The sequence below is a fragment of the Spirillospora sp. NPDC047279 genome (genome assembly GCF_040643285.1).
Taxonomy (GTDB): Bacteria; Actinomycetota; Actinomycetes; order Streptosporangiales; family Streptosporangiaceae; genus Spirillospora.
Genome location: NZ_JBEYUA010000022.1, coordinates 101,922 through 119,316 on the forward strand (window position 1 = coordinate 101,922; position 17,395 = coordinate 119,316).

The 17,395-nt window shown below is 73.6% G+C and carries 16 protein-coding genes; 10 read left to right on the forward strand and 6 right to left on the reverse strand.

Annotated elements, in window-relative coordinates; translation table 11 throughout:
• Nucleotides 1-38 precede the first annotated feature (38 nt).
• Together gcvP and ABZ810_RS40475 are read left to right on the forward strand one after the other, a co-directional pair.
• A complete protein-coding gene (gcvP, locus tag ABZ810_RS40470) occupies nucleotides 39-2,918 on the forward strand; it encodes an aminomethyl-transferring glycine dehydrogenase (protein ID WP_358412221.1) in 2,880 nt (959 codons plus the stop codon).
• A 125-nt stretch (nucleotides 2,919-3,043) separates the two neighbouring features.
• A complete protein-coding gene (locus tag ABZ810_RS40475) occupies nucleotides 3,044-4,186 on the forward strand; it encodes a tetratricopeptide repeat protein (protein WP_358412222.1) in 1,143 nt (380 codons plus the stop codon).
• Here the strand turns inward: ABZ810_RS40475 and ABZ810_RS40480 are convergent, their stop codons facing one another.
• A complete protein-coding gene (locus ABZ810_RS40480; RefSeq protein WP_358412223.1) occupies nucleotides 4,187-4,612 on the reverse strand; it encodes a PPOX class F420-dependent oxidoreductase in 426 nt (141 codons plus the stop codon). It lies immediately after the preceding gene.
• 45 nt (nucleotides 4,613-4,657) lie between these two features.
• Between ABZ810_RS40480 and ABZ810_RS40485 the strand changes: the two genes are divergently transcribed.
• Nucleotides 4,658-5,266, forward strand: coding sequence for an alpha/beta family hydrolase (locus ABZ810_RS40485; RefSeq protein ID WP_358412224.1), 609 nt, complete (start codon nucleotides 4,658-4,660; stop codon nucleotides 5,264-5,266).
• 138 nt (nucleotides 5,267-5,404) lie between these two features.
• On the opposite strand, the gene ABZ810_RS40490 is transcribed toward ABZ810_RS40485, so the two are convergent.
• Nucleotides 5,405-5,608 (reverse strand): DUF5999 family protein, encoded by a 204-nt coding sequence (locus ABZ810_RS40490; protein ID WP_358412225.1) that lies wholly within the window; start codon nucleotides 5,606-5,608, stop codon nucleotides 5,405-5,407.
• A 365-nt stretch (nucleotides 5,609-5,973) separates the two neighbouring features.
• Between ABZ810_RS40490 and ABZ810_RS40495 the strand changes: the two genes are divergently transcribed.
• From ABZ810_RS40495 to ABZ810_RS40505, 3 genes are read left to right on the forward strand one after another with little or no spacing between them, the layout of a single operon-like run.
• Nucleotides 5,974-6,699, forward strand: coding sequence for a (Fe-S)-binding protein (locus ABZ810_RS40495; RefSeq protein WP_358412226.1), 726 nt, complete (start codon nucleotides 5,974-5,976; stop codon nucleotides 6,697-6,699).
• Complete coding sequence (locus ABZ810_RS40500) at nucleotides 6,696-8,138, forward strand: LUD domain-containing protein (RefSeq protein ID WP_358412227.1); 1,443 nt, start codon at nucleotides 6,696-6,698, stop codon at nucleotides 8,136-8,138. Before ABZ810_RS40495 ends, ABZ810_RS40500 begins: the two co-directional genes overlap by 4 nt.
• Nucleotides 8,135-8,776 carry an LUD domain-containing protein gene (locus ABZ810_RS40505; protein ID WP_358412228.1) on the forward strand — a complete coding sequence of 214 codons (642 nt, stop codon included), beginning with the start codon at nucleotides 8,135-8,137 and terminating at the stop codon, nucleotides 8,774-8,776. The genes ABZ810_RS40500 and ABZ810_RS40505 overlap by 4 nt, the downstream gene beginning before the upstream one ends.
• A gap of 58 nt (nucleotides 8,777-8,834) precedes the next feature.
• Here ABZ810_RS40505 and ABZ810_RS40510 read toward each other — a convergent pair whose 3' ends face one another.
• Entirely contained in the window at nucleotides 8,835-9,401 is a 567-nt protein-coding gene (locus ABZ810_RS40510) for a TetR/AcrR family transcriptional regulator C-terminal domain-containing protein (protein ID WP_358412229.1), read from the reverse strand.
• Nucleotides 9,402-9,518: 117 nt separating this feature from the next.
• Between ABZ810_RS40510 and ABZ810_RS40515 the strand changes: the two genes are divergently transcribed.
• On the forward strand, nucleotides 9,519-9,935 hold the full coding sequence (locus ABZ810_RS40515; RefSeq protein WP_358412230.1) for a plectin: 417 nt from the start codon (nucleotides 9,519-9,521) through the stop codon (nucleotides 9,933-9,935).
• Nucleotides 9,936-10,202: 267 nt separating this feature from the next.
• Complete coding sequence (locus ABZ810_RS40520; protein WP_358412231.1) at nucleotides 10,203-10,865, forward strand: maleylpyruvate isomerase N-terminal domain-containing protein; 663 nt, start codon at nucleotides 10,203-10,205, stop codon at nucleotides 10,863-10,865.
• A 19-nt stretch (nucleotides 10,866-10,884) separates the two neighbouring features.
• Here ABZ810_RS40520 and ABZ810_RS40525 read toward each other — a convergent pair whose 3' ends face one another.
• The 3 genes from ABZ810_RS40525 to ABZ810_RS40535 all read right to left on the reverse strand — a co-directional run bounded on the left by ABZ810_RS40525 (nucleotide 10,885) and on the right by ABZ810_RS40535 (nucleotide 13,363).
• A complete protein-coding gene (locus tag ABZ810_RS40525) occupies nucleotides 10,885-12,267 on the reverse strand; it encodes an MFS transporter (protein ID WP_358412232.1) in 1,383 nt (460 codons plus the stop codon).
• Between the two features lie 209 nt (nucleotides 12,268-12,476).
• Nucleotides 12,477-12,752 (reverse strand): hypothetical protein, encoded by a 276-nt coding sequence (locus ABZ810_RS40530; RefSeq protein WP_358412233.1) that lies wholly within the window; start codon nucleotides 12,750-12,752, stop codon nucleotides 12,477-12,479.
• A gap of 74 nt (nucleotides 12,753-12,826) precedes the next feature.
• Nucleotides 12,827-13,363 carry an NUDIX hydrolase gene (locus ABZ810_RS40535; protein WP_358412234.1) on the reverse strand — a complete coding sequence of 179 codons (537 nt, stop codon included), beginning with the start codon at nucleotides 13,361-13,363 and terminating at the stop codon, nucleotides 12,827-12,829.
• 287 nt (nucleotides 13,364-13,650) lie between these two features.
• Here ABZ810_RS40535 and ABZ810_RS40540 point away from each other — a divergent pair, with 287 nt between their 5' ends.
• Both ABZ810_RS40540 and ABZ810_RS40545 read left to right on the forward strand, forming a co-directional pair.
• A complete protein-coding gene (locus ABZ810_RS40540; protein ID WP_358412235.1) occupies nucleotides 13,651-15,753 on the forward strand; it encodes a molybdopterin oxidoreductase family protein in 2,103 nt (700 codons plus the stop codon).
• The gene (locus tag ABZ810_RS40545; protein WP_358412236.1) at nucleotides 15,750-17,261 is read left to right on the forward strand and encodes an FAD-dependent oxidoreductase; all 1,512 of its coding nucleotides are present in this window, start codon (nucleotides 15,750-15,752) and stop codon (nucleotides 17,259-17,261) included. The genes ABZ810_RS40540 and ABZ810_RS40545 overlap by 4 nt, the downstream gene beginning before the upstream one ends.
• Nucleotides 17,262-17,395: the final 134 nt, after the last annotated feature.

The following is a 17,395-nucleotide window of genomic DNA, read 5'->3' on the forward strand; positions in this document are numbered from 1 at the left end:
TGGCCCTGAGCGACCGCAGCAGCCCAGGAGGCTCCCCAATGACCGCCCAGTTCTTCGCACCGGTGGCCTCACCGCAACATCCGCGGACCACGTTCGCCGACCGGCACATCGGCCCGTCCCCCGACGACCAGGCCCGCATGCTGGCGGCGATCGGCTACTCGAGCGCCGACGCCCTGATCGACGACGCGGTGCCCGCGGCGATCCGTACCGGCCGCCCCCTCGACCTGCCCGCCGGGCTGAGCGAGCCGCAGGCGCTGGCCCGGCTGCGCGAGCTGGCCGACCGCAACACCGTGGTCCGGTCCATGATCGGGCTCGGCTACCACGGCACCCACACTCCCGGCGTGATCCTGCGCAACGTCCTGGAGAACCCCGGCTGGTACACCGCCTACACGCCCTACCAGCCCGAGATCTCCCAGGGGCGCCTGGAGGCGCTCCTCAACTTCCAGACGGTCGTGAGCGATCTCACGGGGCTGCCGGTGGCCAACGCCTCGCTGCTGGACGAGGGCACCGCCGCCGCCGAGGCGATGGCGCTGGCCCACCGGGTGTCCAAGCGCAAGGACCCCGGCGCGTTCCTGGTCGACGCCGACGCGCTGCCGCAGACCATCGAGGTCATCCGCACCCGCGCCGTCCCGCTGGGCATCGAGGTCGTGACCGCCGACCTGTCCGGCGGCCTGCCCGAGGGCGACTTCTTCGGCGTCCTGCTCCAGTACCCGGGCGCCTCCGGGGCGGTGCGCGACCTGGCGCCGGTCACCGCGGCGGCGCACGAGCGCGGCGCCCAGGTGGTCGTCGCCGCCGACCTGCTCGCGCTGACCCTGCTGCGGCCGCCGGGCGAGTCCGGCGCCGACATCGTCGTGGGGTCGGCCCAGCGGTTCGGCGTCCCGTACGGCTTCGGCGGCCCGCACGCCGGCTACATGGCCGTGGCCGAGGGCATCCAGCGGCAGCTTCCCGGCCGCCTGGTGGGCGTGTCGGTCGACGCCGACGGCGCCACCGCCTACCGGCTCGCGCTCCAGACCCGCGAGCAGCACATCCGCCGCGAGAAGGCCACCAGCAACATCTGCACCGCCCAGGTGCTCCTGGCCGTCATGGCGAGCATGTACGCGGTCTACCACGGCCCCGAGGGCCTCGCCGCGATCGCCGGGCGCGCCCACCGGCACGCCACCGAGATCGCCGAGGGCCTGCGCGCCGGCGGCGTCGAGGTCGTGCACGGGACGTTCTTCGACACCGTGCTGGCCCGCGTCCCGGGACGGGCGCGCGACGTCCTCGCCAAGGCCCTGGACAACGGCCGCAACCTGCGGCTGGTCGACGCCGACCACCTGGCGATCGCCTGCGACGAGACCACCGGGGACGACGACGTCGCCGCGGTGCTGGCCTCGTTCGGCCTCGACGGGGCACCGCCCGAGCCGTCCGGCGAGGCGATCCCCGCGGAGCTGCGCCGCGAGAGCCCCTACCTGACCCACCCGGTCTTCCACGCGCACCGCTCCGAGACCGCGATGTTGCGCTACCTGCGCCGGCTCCAGGACAAGGACATCGCGCTCGACCGGTCGATGATCCCGCTCGGCTCCTGCACGATGAAGCTGAACGCGACGACCGAGATGGAGCCGGTCACCTGGCCGGAGTTCGCCGACATCCACCCGTTCGCGCCGGTCGAGCAGGCCCAGGGCTACGTCGAGCTGATCGGCGAGCTGGAGGGGTGGCTGTCGGAGATCACCGGGTACGCCCGGGTGTCGGTCCAGCCCAACGCCGGCTCCCAGGGCGAGCTGGCCGGGCTCCTGGCCATCCGCGGCTACCACGCCTCCCGCGGCGACGAGTCCCGCACGATCTGCCTCATCCCGTCCTCCGCGCACGGCACCAACGCCGCCAGCGCCGTGATGGCCGGCATGAAGGTCGTCGTGGTCAAGTGCGACGACCAGGGCAACATCGATCTCGACGACCTGCACGCCAAGATCGACAAGCACCGTGCGCAGCTGGCCGCGATCATGGTCACCTACCCGTCCACGCACGGCGTGTTCGAGGAGACCATCGCCGACGTGTGCAAGTCCGTGCACGACGCGGGCGGCCAGGTCTACGTCGACGGCGCCAACCTCAACGCGCTGGTCGGGCTGGCCCGGCCGGGCGAGTTCGGCTCCGACGTCTCGCACCTCAACCTGCACAAGACGTTCTGCATCCCGCACGGCGGCGGCGGTCCCGGCGTGGGCCCGGTCGGCGTCCGCGAGCACCTGGCGCCGTTCCTGCCGAGCCACCCGCTGCGTCCCGAGGCCGGACCGCGGGAGACCGGCGTCGGGCCGATCTCGGCGGCACCGTGGGGTTCGGCGGGCATCCTGCCGATCTCGTGGGCCTACATCGCGATGATGGGCGCGGACGGCCTGCGCGAGGCCACCGAGAGCGCCATCATCGGCGCCAACTACCTGGCCGCCCGGCTGGCCCCGCACTTCCCGGTGCTCTACGCCGGGCGCAACGGGCTGGTCGCGCACGAGTGCATCATCGACCTGCGCAAGATCACCAAGGACACCGGGATCACCGCCGAGGACGTGGCCAAGCGGCTCATCGACTACGGCTTCCACGCGCCGACCCTGTCGTTCCCGGTCGCCGGCACCCTGATGATCGAGCCGACCGAGAGCGAGGACCTCGCCGAGCTCGACCGGTTCGCCGACGCGATGGTGGCGATCCGGCGCGAGATCGAGCGGGTGGCCGACGGCGGCCACGACCGCGACGACAACCCGCTCAAGAACGCCCCGCACACCGCCGCCAGCCTGATCACCGAGGACTGGAAGCACCCCTACGCCCGCGAGGAGGCCGCCTACCCGGTGCCCTCCCTGCGGGAGGGCAAGTACTGGTCACCGGTGCGCCGCATCGACCAGGCCTACGGCGACCGCAACCTGGTGTGCTCGTGCCCGCCGCCGGAGGCGTTCGAGGACTGAGCGGCCACCCGGGTCCGGCCGCGGCAGTGATCGTTCTTGGCCGGATCCGGGTGTCGTCCCGGGACGGGGAGGGCCCCCGCTCGATAGGGTCGGGGGCACCTACTCGACCCCCAGAAGGCTGCCGCATGAGCAAGACGCCAGACGACCCGGCCCGCCTGTGCGACGAGGCCCGGCGGCTCGCCGAGAACGGTGAGGCCGACCGGGCCGCCCGGCTGTTCGAGCAGGTGCTCGCGCTGGGCGACACCCCGGCCCGCGCCCAGGCCGCGCTCGGCCTCGCCGTCGTCCTCGACGACGCCGGCGACGTCGCGGCGGCCCGTGAGGCCGACCGCACCGCCATCAGCACCGAGGACCCCGAATACGGTCCGCGCGCCGCCTACCACCTGGCGCTGACCCACGAACGCGCCGGCGAATACCAGGAGGCGGGCCCGGCCTGGCAGGTCGTGGTCGACTTCGGCAACGCCGCCTACCTGCCGCCCGCGCTGCTCGCGCTGGGCCGCCTGGCCGACGACGCGGGCGACTTCGACGCCGCCCGGGGCCGCTGGGAGGAGGCGATCGCGACCGGCGACCCCGAGTACGGCCCGGTCGCCGCCCACGACCTCGCCCAGCGGCTGCTCGAACGCGGCGAGCCCGCCCGCGCCCAGCGCGTCCTCACCGCGGGCCTGAGGCTCATCGACCGCGAGACCGCCCCGTACGCCTACGCGCGGCTCGCGGTCTCGCTCGGCATCTCCTACCTCGACCAGGCCATCGGGGCGTTCGGCGCCGCGCTCGGCGACGGCGACGCCGCGGCCGACGCCGAGGTCGGCCCGCTCGCCACCGAGCTGCTGGCCCGCACGCTCCCGCTGCGCGGCCGCGGCGAAGAGGCGCGCGAGGTCTGGCGCCGGGGCCTGTCCGATCCCGGCGTCTCGGGCCAGGTGCGGGCCCGGCTGCGGCGCGACTTCGGCGACGAGGACGGTGACCCCGCCGACCTGTGGTGGGAGCCGGTGGTGGAGTCGGCGGTCGCCGACGGCGCGCTGCCCGCGGTCGCGGGCGAGGCGTTCGGCGCCCTCGACCACATGTACGCGCTGCTCGCCGTCCGCTACGCCGAGGACCCCGCCGCGGAGCGGGCGCCCGGCGAGACCCACGACCTCCTCGGGCAGGCCGTCCGGGTGCCCAGCGACTACCTGTGGGGCCCGCTGCTGCACGAGAGCTTCGCCGAGCGGTTGCGCCTGGCGACGGGCGCCACCGCCGCGTCGCTCCCGCCCGGCTGGCCCGACGGCCGCGAGCCCTGATCAGCCCGCGACGGCACGTTCGGCGACGACCTTGCCGATCTTGACCCGGACGAGGTACTCGCCGGGGACCGCGTTGCGCTCGCCGAACTCCGCGGCGCGGTCCTCGCCCATGTAGCGGCCGCCGATGGCGGTGGCCCAGGTCCGCATCTCGTCGATGTCGTCGGACAGCTCGGCCTCGCCCTTGACGATGACGAACGAGAACGGCGGCTCCTGATCGTCCACGCAGATCGACACCCGCGGGTCGCGGCGCAGGATCCGGCCCTTGAGGCTGTCCTTGCCGGTGTTGAACACCAGGTCGCCGCCGTCCAGGACGAACCAGATGGGCGTCACGTGCGGCGAGCCGTCCTTGCGGGTGAGGGCGATCTTGCCGGTCCGGGTGCCCTCCGACACGAAGGCGCGCCACTCACTCTCTGTCATCTGTTCCATGGGCCAAGTCTGCCCTACCGGGACGCGGCGGCTACGGTGGGTCACATGGAGATCGTCACGGCCCACGGCCCTGCGGAGGTCACCGTCGACGAGGTGGCCGACCCCGCCTTCCTGCTGGTGCTGACGCACGGGTCGAACGGGGGAGTGGAGGCCGCCGACCTGCTGGCCGTCCGGGCGGTCGCGCTCGGGCTCGGCGGCGCGGTGGCCCGGGTGATGCAGCCGTTCCGGCTGGCGGGACGGCGCGCGCCGGGGCCGGCGGTGAAGCAGGACGAGGCCTGGCTGGAGATCCTCGGGGTGGTCCGCGAACCGTTCGGCGACGTGCCGCTGGTGCAGGGCGGGCGGAGCAACGGGGCGCGGGTGGCGTGCCGCACGGCGCGGGCCGCGGGCGCGACGGGCGTGGTCGCGCTGGCGTTCCCGCTGCACCCGCCGGGCAGGCCGGAGAAGACGCGGGTCGAGGAGCTGCGCTCGGCCGGGGTGGAGGTGCTCGTGGTCAACGGGGACCGTGACCCGTTCGGCGTGCCGGACGCGGGCGACGCGGCGGAGGTCGTGGTGCTGCCCGGCGAACGCCATGACCTCGACAAGGACCCGGACGCGGTCGGCGCCGCGGCCGGGCCGTGGCTGCGCAGGTGGGCGAAACGAAAGACGCCCGCCTGAGCGGGCGCCGGAGTGTCGTCGTGGGCCGCCGGACCTGGCCGGTCCGATGGCCTCGGTCGGGTGGGCCGTGCCCCCGAGGATGATCACCCGTTCGGACTAGTCCCCCGTGCCGGGGGCGGGGCCCCGGGAAGGAGGCAGTCAGGCGGCGGACGGAGCGATCAGGTCCGTCGGCCGGTGCGGTGCGATGATTCCCCCGTTGGGCAGCAGCTCACCGGTGTCCTCGAAGAGCACGACGCCGTTGCACAGAAGGCTCCACCCCTGCTCGGGGTGGTGGACCATCGTACGCGCGGCGTCGCGGTTCGGTCCGTCAGGAGAGGGACAGGATGGCTGGTGCGGGCACATCGGCGTGCCTCCGGTCTGTGGTGCGGTCTGTTGTCATTCTTTGACGCTCCCCAGTGTGATGCGGTTCGCATCTTCGCGGCCATAGCCCGTTGGGACGGTTGTGATCTGGTACCGCGGTACCGGTGGGCTGTGACCCGCCTCACTCTGAGGTGCCACGCATAATGTGCCCCGAGATCGATAACGGGTGAAGAACGACACGCCGTCAGATGGGAAAACGATTCCCCCCGTTTTGCGAACCGCCCCTCCCGCGGCCCGGAACCGGCCAGAAGTCTGCGATCGTTCCGCCTGTCCGCCGTGGCCGCGACTCCTACGATTACTCCTTGTACTCCTCGGAGCAGGGGCACGGACACGGGGGAGGAGGCGCCATGCGCGTGCGGCTGTTCGTCGCCTGCTTCAACGACGCGCTGTTCCCGGGCACCGGGCGGGCCGTCACCGAGCTTCTCGAAAGACTCGGCCACGAGGTGGAGTTCCCGGTGGAACAGACCTGTTGTGGCCAGATGCACTGGACGACGGGCTACCACCGCGAGGCGGCCGATCTGGCGCGGCGCTTCACCGGCGTGTTCGGCGCCGACGTGGTGGTGACGCCCTCGGCGTCCTGCGCGGCCACGGTGCGTGACGCCTACCCGCGGCTGGCTCGGTCGGCGGGCGACCCCGCGCTCGCCGAGGCCGCGGCCGGCCTGGCGGTCTACGAGCTGTCGGAGTTCCTGGTCGACGTCCTCGGCGTGGTGGACGTGGGTGCCTACTTCCCGCACCGGGTCACCTACCAGCCCACCTGCCAGTCGCTGCGGAGCCTGCGCGTCGGCGACCGGCCGCTGCGCCTGCTGCGCGCCGTCAAGGGGCTGGAGCTGGTCGACCTGCCCGCCGCCGACGAGTGCTGCGGCTTCGGCGGCGCGTTCGCGATGAAGAACGCCGACCTGTCGGTGGCGATGGTCGCCGACAAGGTCCGGCACATCCGCGACACCGCCGCCGACGTGGTCTGCGCGGCCGACAACTCCTGCCTCACCCACATCGGCGGCGCGCTGTCGCGGCTGCGCGGCGGCGTCCGGGTGATGCACCTGGCGGAGATCCTCGCCGGTACGGAGCGGCGATGACCCCCGTGCCGCTGGGCATGCCCAAGTTCGCCGCCGGGGCCAAGGCGGCCCTGTCCGACACCGGGCAGCGCCGCAACCTGCGGACGGCCACCGGCGCGCTCCGCGACCGCTCTGCGGCCGCCGCCCGGGACGCGCCCGACTGGGACGACCTGCGCGAGGCCGGCGCCGCCATCAGGGACCAGGCGCTCCTCAACCTCGACGGCCTTCTGGAGGAACTGGAACGTGCCGTCACCGAGGCGGGCGGCACCGTGCACTGGGCCGTCGACGCCGCCGAGGCCGGGGACATCGTGACCCGGCTGGTGCGGGAGACCGGCGAAGGCGAGGTCGTCACGGCCGGCTCGGCGCTCACCCGCGAGATCGGCCTGGACGAGGCGCTCGGCGCGGCCGGCGCGACGGCCCGCGAGACCGAGATCGGCGAGCTCGTCGTCCGGCTCGGGCCCGATGGGGCGTCCCACCTGACCTCGCCCGCCGCGCACCGCAACCGGGCGCAGATCCGCGACCTGTTCCTGAACGGGCTGCCCGGCGCGGGGCCCGGCCTGTCCGACGACCCCGAGGCCCTCGCCGCCGCCGCGCGCACCCATCTGCGCCACCGGCTCCTCACCGCCCGGGTCGCGGTGTTCGGCGCCGACTTCGCGGTCGCCGAGACGGGCACGCTGGTGGCGCTGGAGACCGAGGGCGGCCGGCGGATGTCCCTGGCGCTGGCCGGGACGCTGATCTGCGTCGCGGGGATCGAGTCGGTCGTGCCCACCTGGCAGGACCTGGAGGTGCTGCTGCAACTCGTCCCGCGCTCCTCCGCGGGAGATCCGATGAGCCCGTCGGTCTCGGCTTGGACGGGGGTCACGCCGGGCGACGGTCCGCACGCCCTGCACCTCGTCCTGCTCGACAACGGGCGCAGCGCGGCGCTCGCCGACGAGGTCGGCCGGACGGCGCTGCGCTGCGTCCGCTGCGCGGCCTGCCTCAACGTCTGCCCGGTCTACGAGCGGGCCGGCGGCGGACCCTACGGGCCCGTCCTGCCCGGTCCCATCGGGGCGATCCTCACGCCGCAGTTCCGGGGCGTCGAGGGCGCCTACGAGGCGTCGCTCCCGTACGCCTCCACGTTGTGCGGGGCCTGCGCGGACGTGTGCCCGGTCAAGATCGACATCCCGGACGTGCTGATCCACCTGCGCGGCAAGGTCGTCGAGTCGCGGCGCCGCCGCCCGGTCCCCAACCCCGAGATGCTCCTCATGCGGACGGTCGCCTGGACCATGGGCGACCGCCGCCGGTACGAGGCGTCCCTGCTGCGCAGCACGCGGTGGGCGCGGCTGCTGTCGCGCGGCGGCCGCATCCGGCGGCTCCCGGGCCTGCTGGGCAAGTGGACCGACGCCAGGGACCTGCCCACGCCGCCCGCCCAGAGCTTCCGCGCCTGGTGGCGCGACCGGCCGCCGAGGAGGTTCCGGTGAGCTCGCGCGAGGAGGTCCTCGGCCGGGTGCGCGGCGCGCTCGGCGCGGCCCGCGGGACGGCGGCCGCCGTCCCGCGCCTCTATCGGCGCCGTCTGGGCGCCGAGGAGGCCGAGACCCGCGCCGACGTCGTCGCGCTGTTCACCGAACGGGTCGCCGACCTGCGTGCGACGGTCCGGCACGTCAGCGCCGACGAGCTGGGCACCACCATCGCCGCGGCGTTGTGGGGCCGCGAGGCCAAGCGGATCGTGGTCCCCGCCGACCTGCCCTACGGCTGGCTCGCCGAGCTGGAGGGGGTGCGCGCCCTCGCCGACTCGGCGGTGACCGACGCCGCCACGCTCGACGCCGTGGACGGCGTGGTGACCGGATGCGCGGTGGCCATCGCGCAGACCGGCACGATCGTCCTGGACGGCGGGCGCGCCCAGGGGCGCCGCGCGTTGTCGGTGGTGCCCGACCACCATCTGTGCGTCGTGCACGCCGACCAGATCGTGGGGACCGTCCCCGAGGCCGTCGCGCGGCTCGACCCCTACCGCCCGCTCACGTGGATCAGTGGCCCGTCGGTCACCACCGCGGTCGAGCAGGCGCGGGTGCCCGGCGGAAACGGCCCGCGCAGCCTCGAGGTCCTGGTCGTCGACGAGTGAGCCGCCGTGCCCCGGCTTCCGGGGCCGGTCCTGGACGTGGACGTTCAGGCCGCGGGCGTCAGGGGTTGACGGCGTTCAGCACGAGGGTGAGCCCGCCGTTGAACCGGGCGTCCCAGTCCACCGTCTCGCCCGAGCCCTCCGGGACGCCCCGCACCTCCAGCGTCGTGTGCCCGATGACGTACGACAGCAGGGTGTGGGCCGCGACGGCGGCGGACGCCTCGGGGATGCCGCCCAGGCGCATCGCCTCCTGCAAAGACGCGGTGGTCGTGGCCAGCGCGGCGGGGTTGCGCCGGGTGACGATGAGCGGCAGCACGCCGGCGTGGTCGAGCAGGCGGGCCCGGTAGCCGCGGGCCCAGCCGCGCAGCGCCTCGCGCCAGCCCGCCGTGCCGCGCGTCTCGGCGGGGGCGATGGCGACGTGCGCGACGAGGCCGTCGAGCAGTTGCTCCTTGCCGCGGGGGAGGTGGTGGTAGATCGCCATCGCCTCGACCTCGAGCGCGTCGCCGAGCCGCCGCATCGTCAGGCGGCCGAGCCCCTGGCCGTCCACGATCTGCAGGGCGGCCTCGATGATGCGCTCGATGCTCAGCGGCGTGCGGTTCTGGGCGTTGATCGCCGGCTGTCGGACCATGAGCTGACCTTACTGCGTAAAGGGCGCGACTTCGGTGTCCTGAGCCACGACACGCCGGGGCCGGGGCGTACGCTGGGCACCGAGTTGGATCTAGAACGGAACGTGAAGGAGCACCCCATGTCGCTGGGCCGCCGGGTCAGCAAGGACGTCAGTGAGCTGTACGAGGCCGACCAGCGGCTGGCCGGCGAGTACCGCGAGCGCCTGGCGCGCGCCGAGCAGGCCGAGGGCGAGCTGCGCGCGGCCGAGGCGGGGGAGGGCCCCGCGGACGGGCGCCGGGAGCTCGCGATCGCGTTCGACGTCGCGCTGACCGGCGTGCTGCTCACCGCCGAGGCCGCCGAGCGGGCCGAGGCCGGCCCCAAGAGCTACGCCGCTCCCTCCGCCGACGCCAAGGCCCGCCGCGACGCCGAGATCGCCTACCGCAAGGCCAAGGCGCGCCCGGCCGTGCGCCCGTGGACCGACGAGGTCGACCGGATCCGCACCGCGCGCGAGGTCCACCGGATGACCTACCGCACCAGCCCCGCCGTCGCCGTCTGAGCCGGGCCTGAGCCGGGGCCGGGGCCCGCGACTTCGCGACACAGCGTCGTCACCGAGTGGCACCGGCCGCCGAGTTCTGAGAATCTACCCTCTCGGGGAAGGCCGGGGGGCTCCTCGCATCGCACGTCGCGGGGGGACCGCGCGGCGCCGCGGGACCGCCCGGCGACAGGGTTGCACGACATCACGGTGCTCTGACCGCGGGGGGACATTCACGTGGAGCGCACGCCGCCTGATCGGCATCGCGTACTCGAGTCCTATGAGGACGGAGTGCAGGCGATCCGGGCGCTGGCGGCCCAGGTCGGCGACTGGGGGGTGCCGACCCCGTGCGCGGACTGGCAGGCCCTCGATCTGGCCGGCCATCTCCGCTGCGTCGCCGAGAACTACCTGGAGTACCTCCAGGACTCGCCCGACAGCCGGCTGGCCAAGCTGTTCGCGCAGGACGCGGCCACCGCGGTGCTGATCCGGCAGCAGGCCCGGCAGAACGCCACCGAGCTGGCGGTGCTGCCGCCCGAGGCCGCGCCCTCGCGCATCATGGCGTTCACGGTGTCGGCCGGGGCGTACGCCGACCTGATGCCCGAGATGTGGGACCGCACGCACCTGATCTACCGCGGCACCAAGTACACCGTGGGCGACCACGCGGGCGCCGCGTGCGTGGAGTGGCACCTGCACGCCTGGGACCTGGCCAAGGCGATCGGCGCCGACTACCGGCCGGACGACCCCGAGCTGCTGGTGTCCGCCTGGCACTGGGGGGTGCCGCACCTGCCGCTGGTCGCGGGCGACGCGTGGGAGGCCGTGCTGCGCTCGTCCGGCCGTTCGCCCGACTGGCCGGACCGCACGGCGCCCGCGGCCGGTTCGCTCGCCGGCGCGCGGAGCGGACGCGACGCGCCGGCCGCCCCCGGCCGTCGCCGGGTGCGCGGCCGGCGCGCCTGATCGGGGTCCGGGGGCCGGGTCAGACCCCGGCCAGCTTGCGGCCGTGCGTGCGGATGTAGACCAGGTAGGTCAGCACGAAGCACAGCGCGTAGAAGGCGATGAAGGCGATGTAGGCGCCGTCGCCGGTCTTGGTGGTGAGGAACGACTGGCGGAAGGCGATGTTGACCAGCACCCCGCCGAACGCGCCGACGGCGCCCGCGATGCCGATCAGCGCCCCGGCCAGCCGCCGCGCCTCGGCGTCGGCGCGCACCGGGTCGCCGCCGTTGGCCACGCCCAGCTCGGCCTTCGCCCGGAAGATGGCCGGGATCATCTTGTAGGTCGAGCCGTTGCCGACCCCGCTGAAGACGAAGAGCAGGATGAAGCCGGTCAGGAAGAGCGGCAGCGACTCCTGCGTCGAGGCGGCGAGCACCACGGACGCGGCCGCCGCCATGGCGACGAAGTTCCAGAAGGTCACCTTGGCGCCGCCCAGCTTGTCGGCCAGCCAGCCGCCCACCGGGCGGATCAGCGAGCCCAGCAGCGGGCCGAGGAAGGTCAGGTAGGCCGCCTTGATCGGCGTGTCGAAGTCGGCCTTGAACTGCACCTGGAGCACCTGGCCGAAGGCGAAGCCGAACCCGATGAACGAGCCGAACGTGCCGATGTAGAGGATCGACATGATCCACGTGTGCGCGTCCCTGCTCACGTCCCGCAGCGCGCCCTTGTCGTTGCGCGCCTGGCTGAGGTTGTCCATGTAGAGCGCCGAGCCGAGCGCGGCCAGCACGATGAACGGGATGTAGACGCCGGCGACCAGCCCGGGGCTGCCGTTGCCCGCCGTGGCCAGCACCAGCAGGCCGACCAGCTGCACCACCGCCACGCCGAGGTTGCCGCCGCCGGCGTTGATGCCGAGCGCCCAGCCCTTGAGCCGCTGCGGGTAGAAGGCGTTGATGTTGGCCATCGAGGAGGCGAAGTTGCCGCCGCCGACGCCCGCCACGGCCGCCAGGATCAGCAGCGTGCCGTAGGAGACGCCCGGCTCGATGAGGAAGGCGGCCAGCACCGAGGGCACCAGCAGCAGCGCCGCGCTGAAGATGGTCCAGTTGCGGCCGCCGAACCTGGCCACGGCGAAGGTGTACGGCAGCCGCAGCACCGAGCCGATGAGGGCGGGCACCGCGGTCAGCATGAACTTGCCGGCCGGGTCGATGTTGTACGCGGGGCCGAGGAACAGCACCAGCACCGACCACATCGTCCACACCGAGAAGCCGATGTGCTCGGAGAAGATCGAGAAGATCAGGTTGCGGCGGGCGACCTTGGCGCCGCCGTTCGCCCAGAACTCGGGCTCCTCGGGCCGCCAGTCGTCGATCCAGTGGCCCTTGAGGCGGGTGAGCGGCCGCCCGCGGCCTCTCTGCTTGACGTCGGTGGTGACGGTCATCGGGACTCCTCGTCGGTCGCTGTGGCGTCGCCGACGCTAGGAGTCCCGGATTTCGCCGGTGTGTTTCGCGTAATGCGGCAGTGATAACTCCGCTGCACCGCACCCGGTGCGAGGTGTGAGCGCCCGGAGCCCGTGCGCGTTCGTCAGCCTCGGACCAGGCGCGGACCAGGCGCGGGCCAGGCGCGGGTCAGGCGCGGGTCAGGCGCGGGTCAGGCGTTGGCCTTCTCGCACGCGCGGCCCTGGGTGACGTGGTCCACGACCAGGTCCGCGCGGCCGTGCTCGGCGGCGCGGGCGCAGTGCGCGGAGCAGTACCAGTGCCGGTCGACCTCGACCCCGTGGCCGACGACGCGGCACTCGCAGTGCTCGCAGATCGGCGCCATCCGGGTGATCGCGCATTCGAACGAGTCGAAGGTGTGCACCGCGCCCTGCGCGTGCACCTCGAAGCTCATCGCGTAGTCGTTGCCGCAGACTTCGCAGGCTGCCATGGACGGTTCCCCCGTTTTCTCCACCCGTCGCCGTCGTACGCGATCTACCCACCCGGGGCCGGGTTCTATCCCGGTCACCCGGAGTGACTCTCCCCGGCGTCGCCCAGGGCGCCGTCCACATGATCGCCCAGGGCGATGAAGGAGGGCTCGCGGCCGTCCTCCAGGTAGATCGCGCGGTGCTCGGCGATCCCGCGCAGGCTGGGTTCCATGCGGCGGGCGATGTGCGGCGGCGCCAGCTCGGGCACCTTCTCGACGGCCACCATCACATGGTCGGAGAGCTCGTCGGGCGGCAGGCGGATCGCGCCCACCTGGGCGGCGGTGACGGCGCCGGCGAACACGAAGACGTTGACCGCGTCGACGCCGTCGCGGGGCGAGCCCCAGTCGACGCAGACCAGCCCGTCCAGGCGCGGGACGAAGCCGAGCTCCTCCTGGCACTCGCGCACGCAGGCGGTGAGGGGGGACTCGCCCTCTTCGATGACTCCGCCGGGCAGGAACCAGCCCTCCTTGTAGGTGGGCTTCACCAGCAGGACCCGCCCGAGGTCGTCGAGCAGGAGGGCCGCGGCGGCACCTCGCGTGCGCGGCAGCGAGGCGTAGTAAGCAAGGTCCGGCATGCTCCGAGGTTAGGCGCAGCAGAAGGAGATTCGGTGCGGTCGTATGAGGTCGGGCACCTATTCCGTGCGCCGGATCGCGGGGGTACCGCGAATCCGTTCGGTACCGCGCCCGGCGGCGCCGAATGGGCCCTGACCGGGTCCGACAACGCTCGACACGTGATCGCACTGCGGCGGTGAAGTCCGCCATACCACCCTGACCTTGGACAATGAGGCCGCGTGAGCGGCATTTAACATCCGGGTCACAAGCGGGACGCAACCGCGAAATCCCCCCCGAACACTCTCGGAACATGACCGAGACCCCGACGCACTGTCCCTACTGCGCCTTGCAGTGCGGCATGACCCTGAGCGGGACGCCCGTCCGGGTCACCCCGCGCGAGGACGTGCCCGCCAATCAGGGGGGCCTCTGCCAGAAGGGCTGGACGGCCGCGGAGATGCTCACGGTCCCGGACCGGCTGACCACCCCGCTGATGCGCGCGCGGCGCGGCGGCCCGCTCGAGCCGTGCGGCTGGGACGAGGCGCTGGACCGGATCACCGCCGGGATCGAGGACCTGTGGAGGCGGCACGGCAGGGACGCCGTCGCGGTCTTCGGCGGCGGCGGCCTGACCAACGAGAAGGCCTACCAGCTGGGCAAGTTCGCCCGGATCGCGCTGCGCACGTCGCAGATCGACTACAACGGCCGGTTCTGCATGTCCTCGGCCGCCGCGGCGACCAACCGGGCGTTCGGGATGGACCGCGGGCTGCCGGGCCCGATCACCGACCTGGGCCTGGCCGACACGATCCTGGTGGTCGGCGGCAACGTGGCCGAGACCATGCCGCCGTTCATGCGCCACCTGACCGGCATGCAGGACCGGGGCGGCGCCCTGATCGTGGTCGACCCGCGCCGGACCGGCACGGCCAAGCAGGCCGACCTGCACCTCCAGCCGACGCCTGGCACCGACCTGGCGCTGGCCAACGGGCTGCTGCACCTCGCCCTCACCGAGGGCCTGGTCGACGCGGACTACATCGCCGCCCGCACCGGCGGCTTCGAGGCCGTGCGCACGCTGGTGAACGGCTACTGGCCGGAACGGGTCGAGCGGATCACCGGCGTCCCGGTCCCGCACATGCGGGAGACCGTGCGCCTGCTGGCCCGTGGCCGGCGGTCGCTCATCCTCACCGCGCGCGGCGCCGAGCAGCACGCGCGCGGCACCGACATGGTGACCGCGTTCATCAACCTGGCGCTCGCGCTGGGGCTGCCCGGCCGGGAGGGCTCCGGCTACGGGTGCCTGACCGGGCAGGGCAACGGGCAGGGCGGGCGCGAGCACGGCCAGAAGGCCGACCAGCTGCCCGGCTACCGGAAGATCGACGACCCGGCCGCGCGCGAGCACGTCGCCGGCGTGTGGGGCGTCGACCCGGAGACCCTGCCGGGTCCCGGGCGTTCGGCCTACGAGTTGCTGTCGGCGCTGGGCACCGACGGCGGGCCGAAGGCGATGTTGCTGTTCGGGTCCAACCCGGTGGTGTCGGCGCCGCGCGCCGCCGCCGTCCAGGAGCGCATCGGCGCCCTCGAACTGCTGGTCGCCGCCGACTTCGTGCTCTCCGAGACCGCGCAGATGGCCGACGTGGTGCTGCCGACCGCCCAGTGGGCCGAGGAGTCCGGCACCATGACCAACCTCGAGGGCAGGGTGCTGCGCCGCCGGCGGGCCGTCGAGGCCCCGGACGGGGTGCGCTCCGACCTGGAGATCATCGCCGCGCTGGCCGACCGGCTGGACGCGCCGGGCAAGTGGAGCACCGAGCCGGCCGAGGTCTTCGACGAGCTGCGCGCCGCCAGCGCGGGCGGCCTCGCCGACTACTCGGGCATCACCTACGAGCGGATCGAGGCCGAGGGCGGCGTGTTCTGGCCGTGCCCCGGCGAGGGGCACCCGGGCACGCCGCGGCCGTTCCTCGACCGGTTCGCCACGCCGGACGGCCGGGCCCGCTTCACCGCCGTCGAGCACCACGGCGCCGCCGAGGACGTCGACGGCGAGTACCCGGTCTACCTGACCACCGGCCGCGTCCTGGCCCAGTACCAGAGCGGCGCGCAGACCCGCAGGGTGCGCCCGCTGGTCGACGCCGCGCCGGAGGCGTTCGTCGAGATGCACCCCGACCTGGCCGACCGGCTGGGCATCGAGGAGGGCGTCGACGTGCGGGTCGCGAGCCGGCGCGGCACCGCCACGGTCCGGGCGCGGCTGACCGACGCCATCCGGCCCGACACCGTCTTCATCCCCTTCCACTGGGCGGGGGACGGGCGCGCGAACCTGCTCACCAACCCGGCCCTCGACCCGATGTCGCGCATGCCGGAGTTCAAGGTGTGCGCCGTACGTCTCGAGCCGGCGGCGTCCGCCGCACCGGCGACACCGAACGGAGCGAAGCTGTGAGCATCGTCGTCATCGGCAACGGGATGGCCGGATCGCGGTTCGTCACCGAACTGCGCGACCGGGACCGCGAGACGCCCCTGACGGTGTTCGGCGCGGAGCGGCAGCAGCCCTACAACCGGGTTCTCCTGTCGAACGTGCTGGCCGGCGTCTCCGGGCCCGACCAGATCGGCCTGGTGGACCCGGCCTGGTACGAGCGCAACGACGTCGACGCGCGGCCGGGCGTGGAGGTCGTGCGGATCGACCGCGCGGCGCGCACCGTGCACGCCTCCGACGGCAGCGTCACCCCGTACGAGACCCTCGTGATCGCGACCGGCAGCACCTCGTTCGTGCCGCCGATCCCGGGCACCGAGGGCGGGCTGCCGCCCGGCGCGGTGGCCTTCCGCACGCTGGACGACTGCAGCGCGATCCTCGACGCCGCCGCGAACGCCCGCACCGCCGTGGTGGTCGGCGGCGGGCTGCTGGGCATCGAGGCCGCGCGCGGGCTCGCGGGCCGCGGGCTGGAGGTGACCGTCGTCCACCTCGCCGGTCACCTCATGGAACGCCAGCTCGACCCCGGGGCCGGGAAGGTGCTGGCGCGGACCCTCCGCCGCCTCGGGATCCGCGCCCTCCTGGAGGCCAACGTGACCGGGCTGCGCGTCGGCGAGGACGTCCCCCATCCCACGGCCACGCCGTGCGGGGGGCGTGGGGGGTCGTCCCCCCACGAGTCGCCGAGCGTGCGGGTCACCGGGGTCGAGCTGGCATCCGGCCAGACGATCGAGGGCGACGTCGTCGTCATGGCGTGCGGGGTGAAACCCGAGGTGGGCCTGGCCCGCGCCGCCGGGCTCGAGATCGACCGCGGCATCGTGGTGGACGAGACCCTGACCTCGGTCACCGACCCCCGCGTGCGCGCGATCGGCGAGTGCTCGCAGTACGGCGACGTGGTGTACGGCCTGGTCGCGCCCGCCTGGGAGCAGGCGACGGTGCTGGCCGACGTGCTCACCGGCGCGGACGGCGCGGCCCGCTTCACCGGCGCGCGGCAGATCACCCGGCTGAAGGCGGCCAGCGTGGAACTGGCCGCGATGGGGGAGACCCACCACGGCGACGACGACCCCGACGTCGAGATCATGCAGTTCGCCGACGCGAGCCGCGGCACGTACAAGAAGGTCGTCATCAGGGACGGCCGGGTGATCGGCGCGATCCTGCTCGGCGAGACCAGCACCGCCGGCACGCTCACCCAGCTGTACGACCGCTCGTCGCCGCTGCCCGCCGACCGGCTCAGCCTGTTCTTCCCGGGGATGGGCGGCGCGCAGGCCGCCGATTCGCCGGTGCGGATGCCGGACGCGGCGACGGTCTGTCACTGCAACAACGTTTCCAAGGGACAAATACGTGCGTGCTGGGAGAAAGGTGCGCGTTCGGCGGCCGAAGTGGTCGCCGGGACCAGGGCGAGCACCGGGTGCGGAGGCTGCCGTGACGCCCTGGAGGGCATAGTGGCCTGGCTGGATGAGCAGGAGTCCGCACCCGTCGGCTGAGCCCGCCGGGACGCCCGAAGTCCACCGAACCCCGTCGCGAGAGCGGCGGGGTTTTGTGTTCGCGAAAGAACGTCATTGATTTCCGGTTTCACGATTGCGGGATGACCACGATTCGATTTCAACGTGAGCGTCTT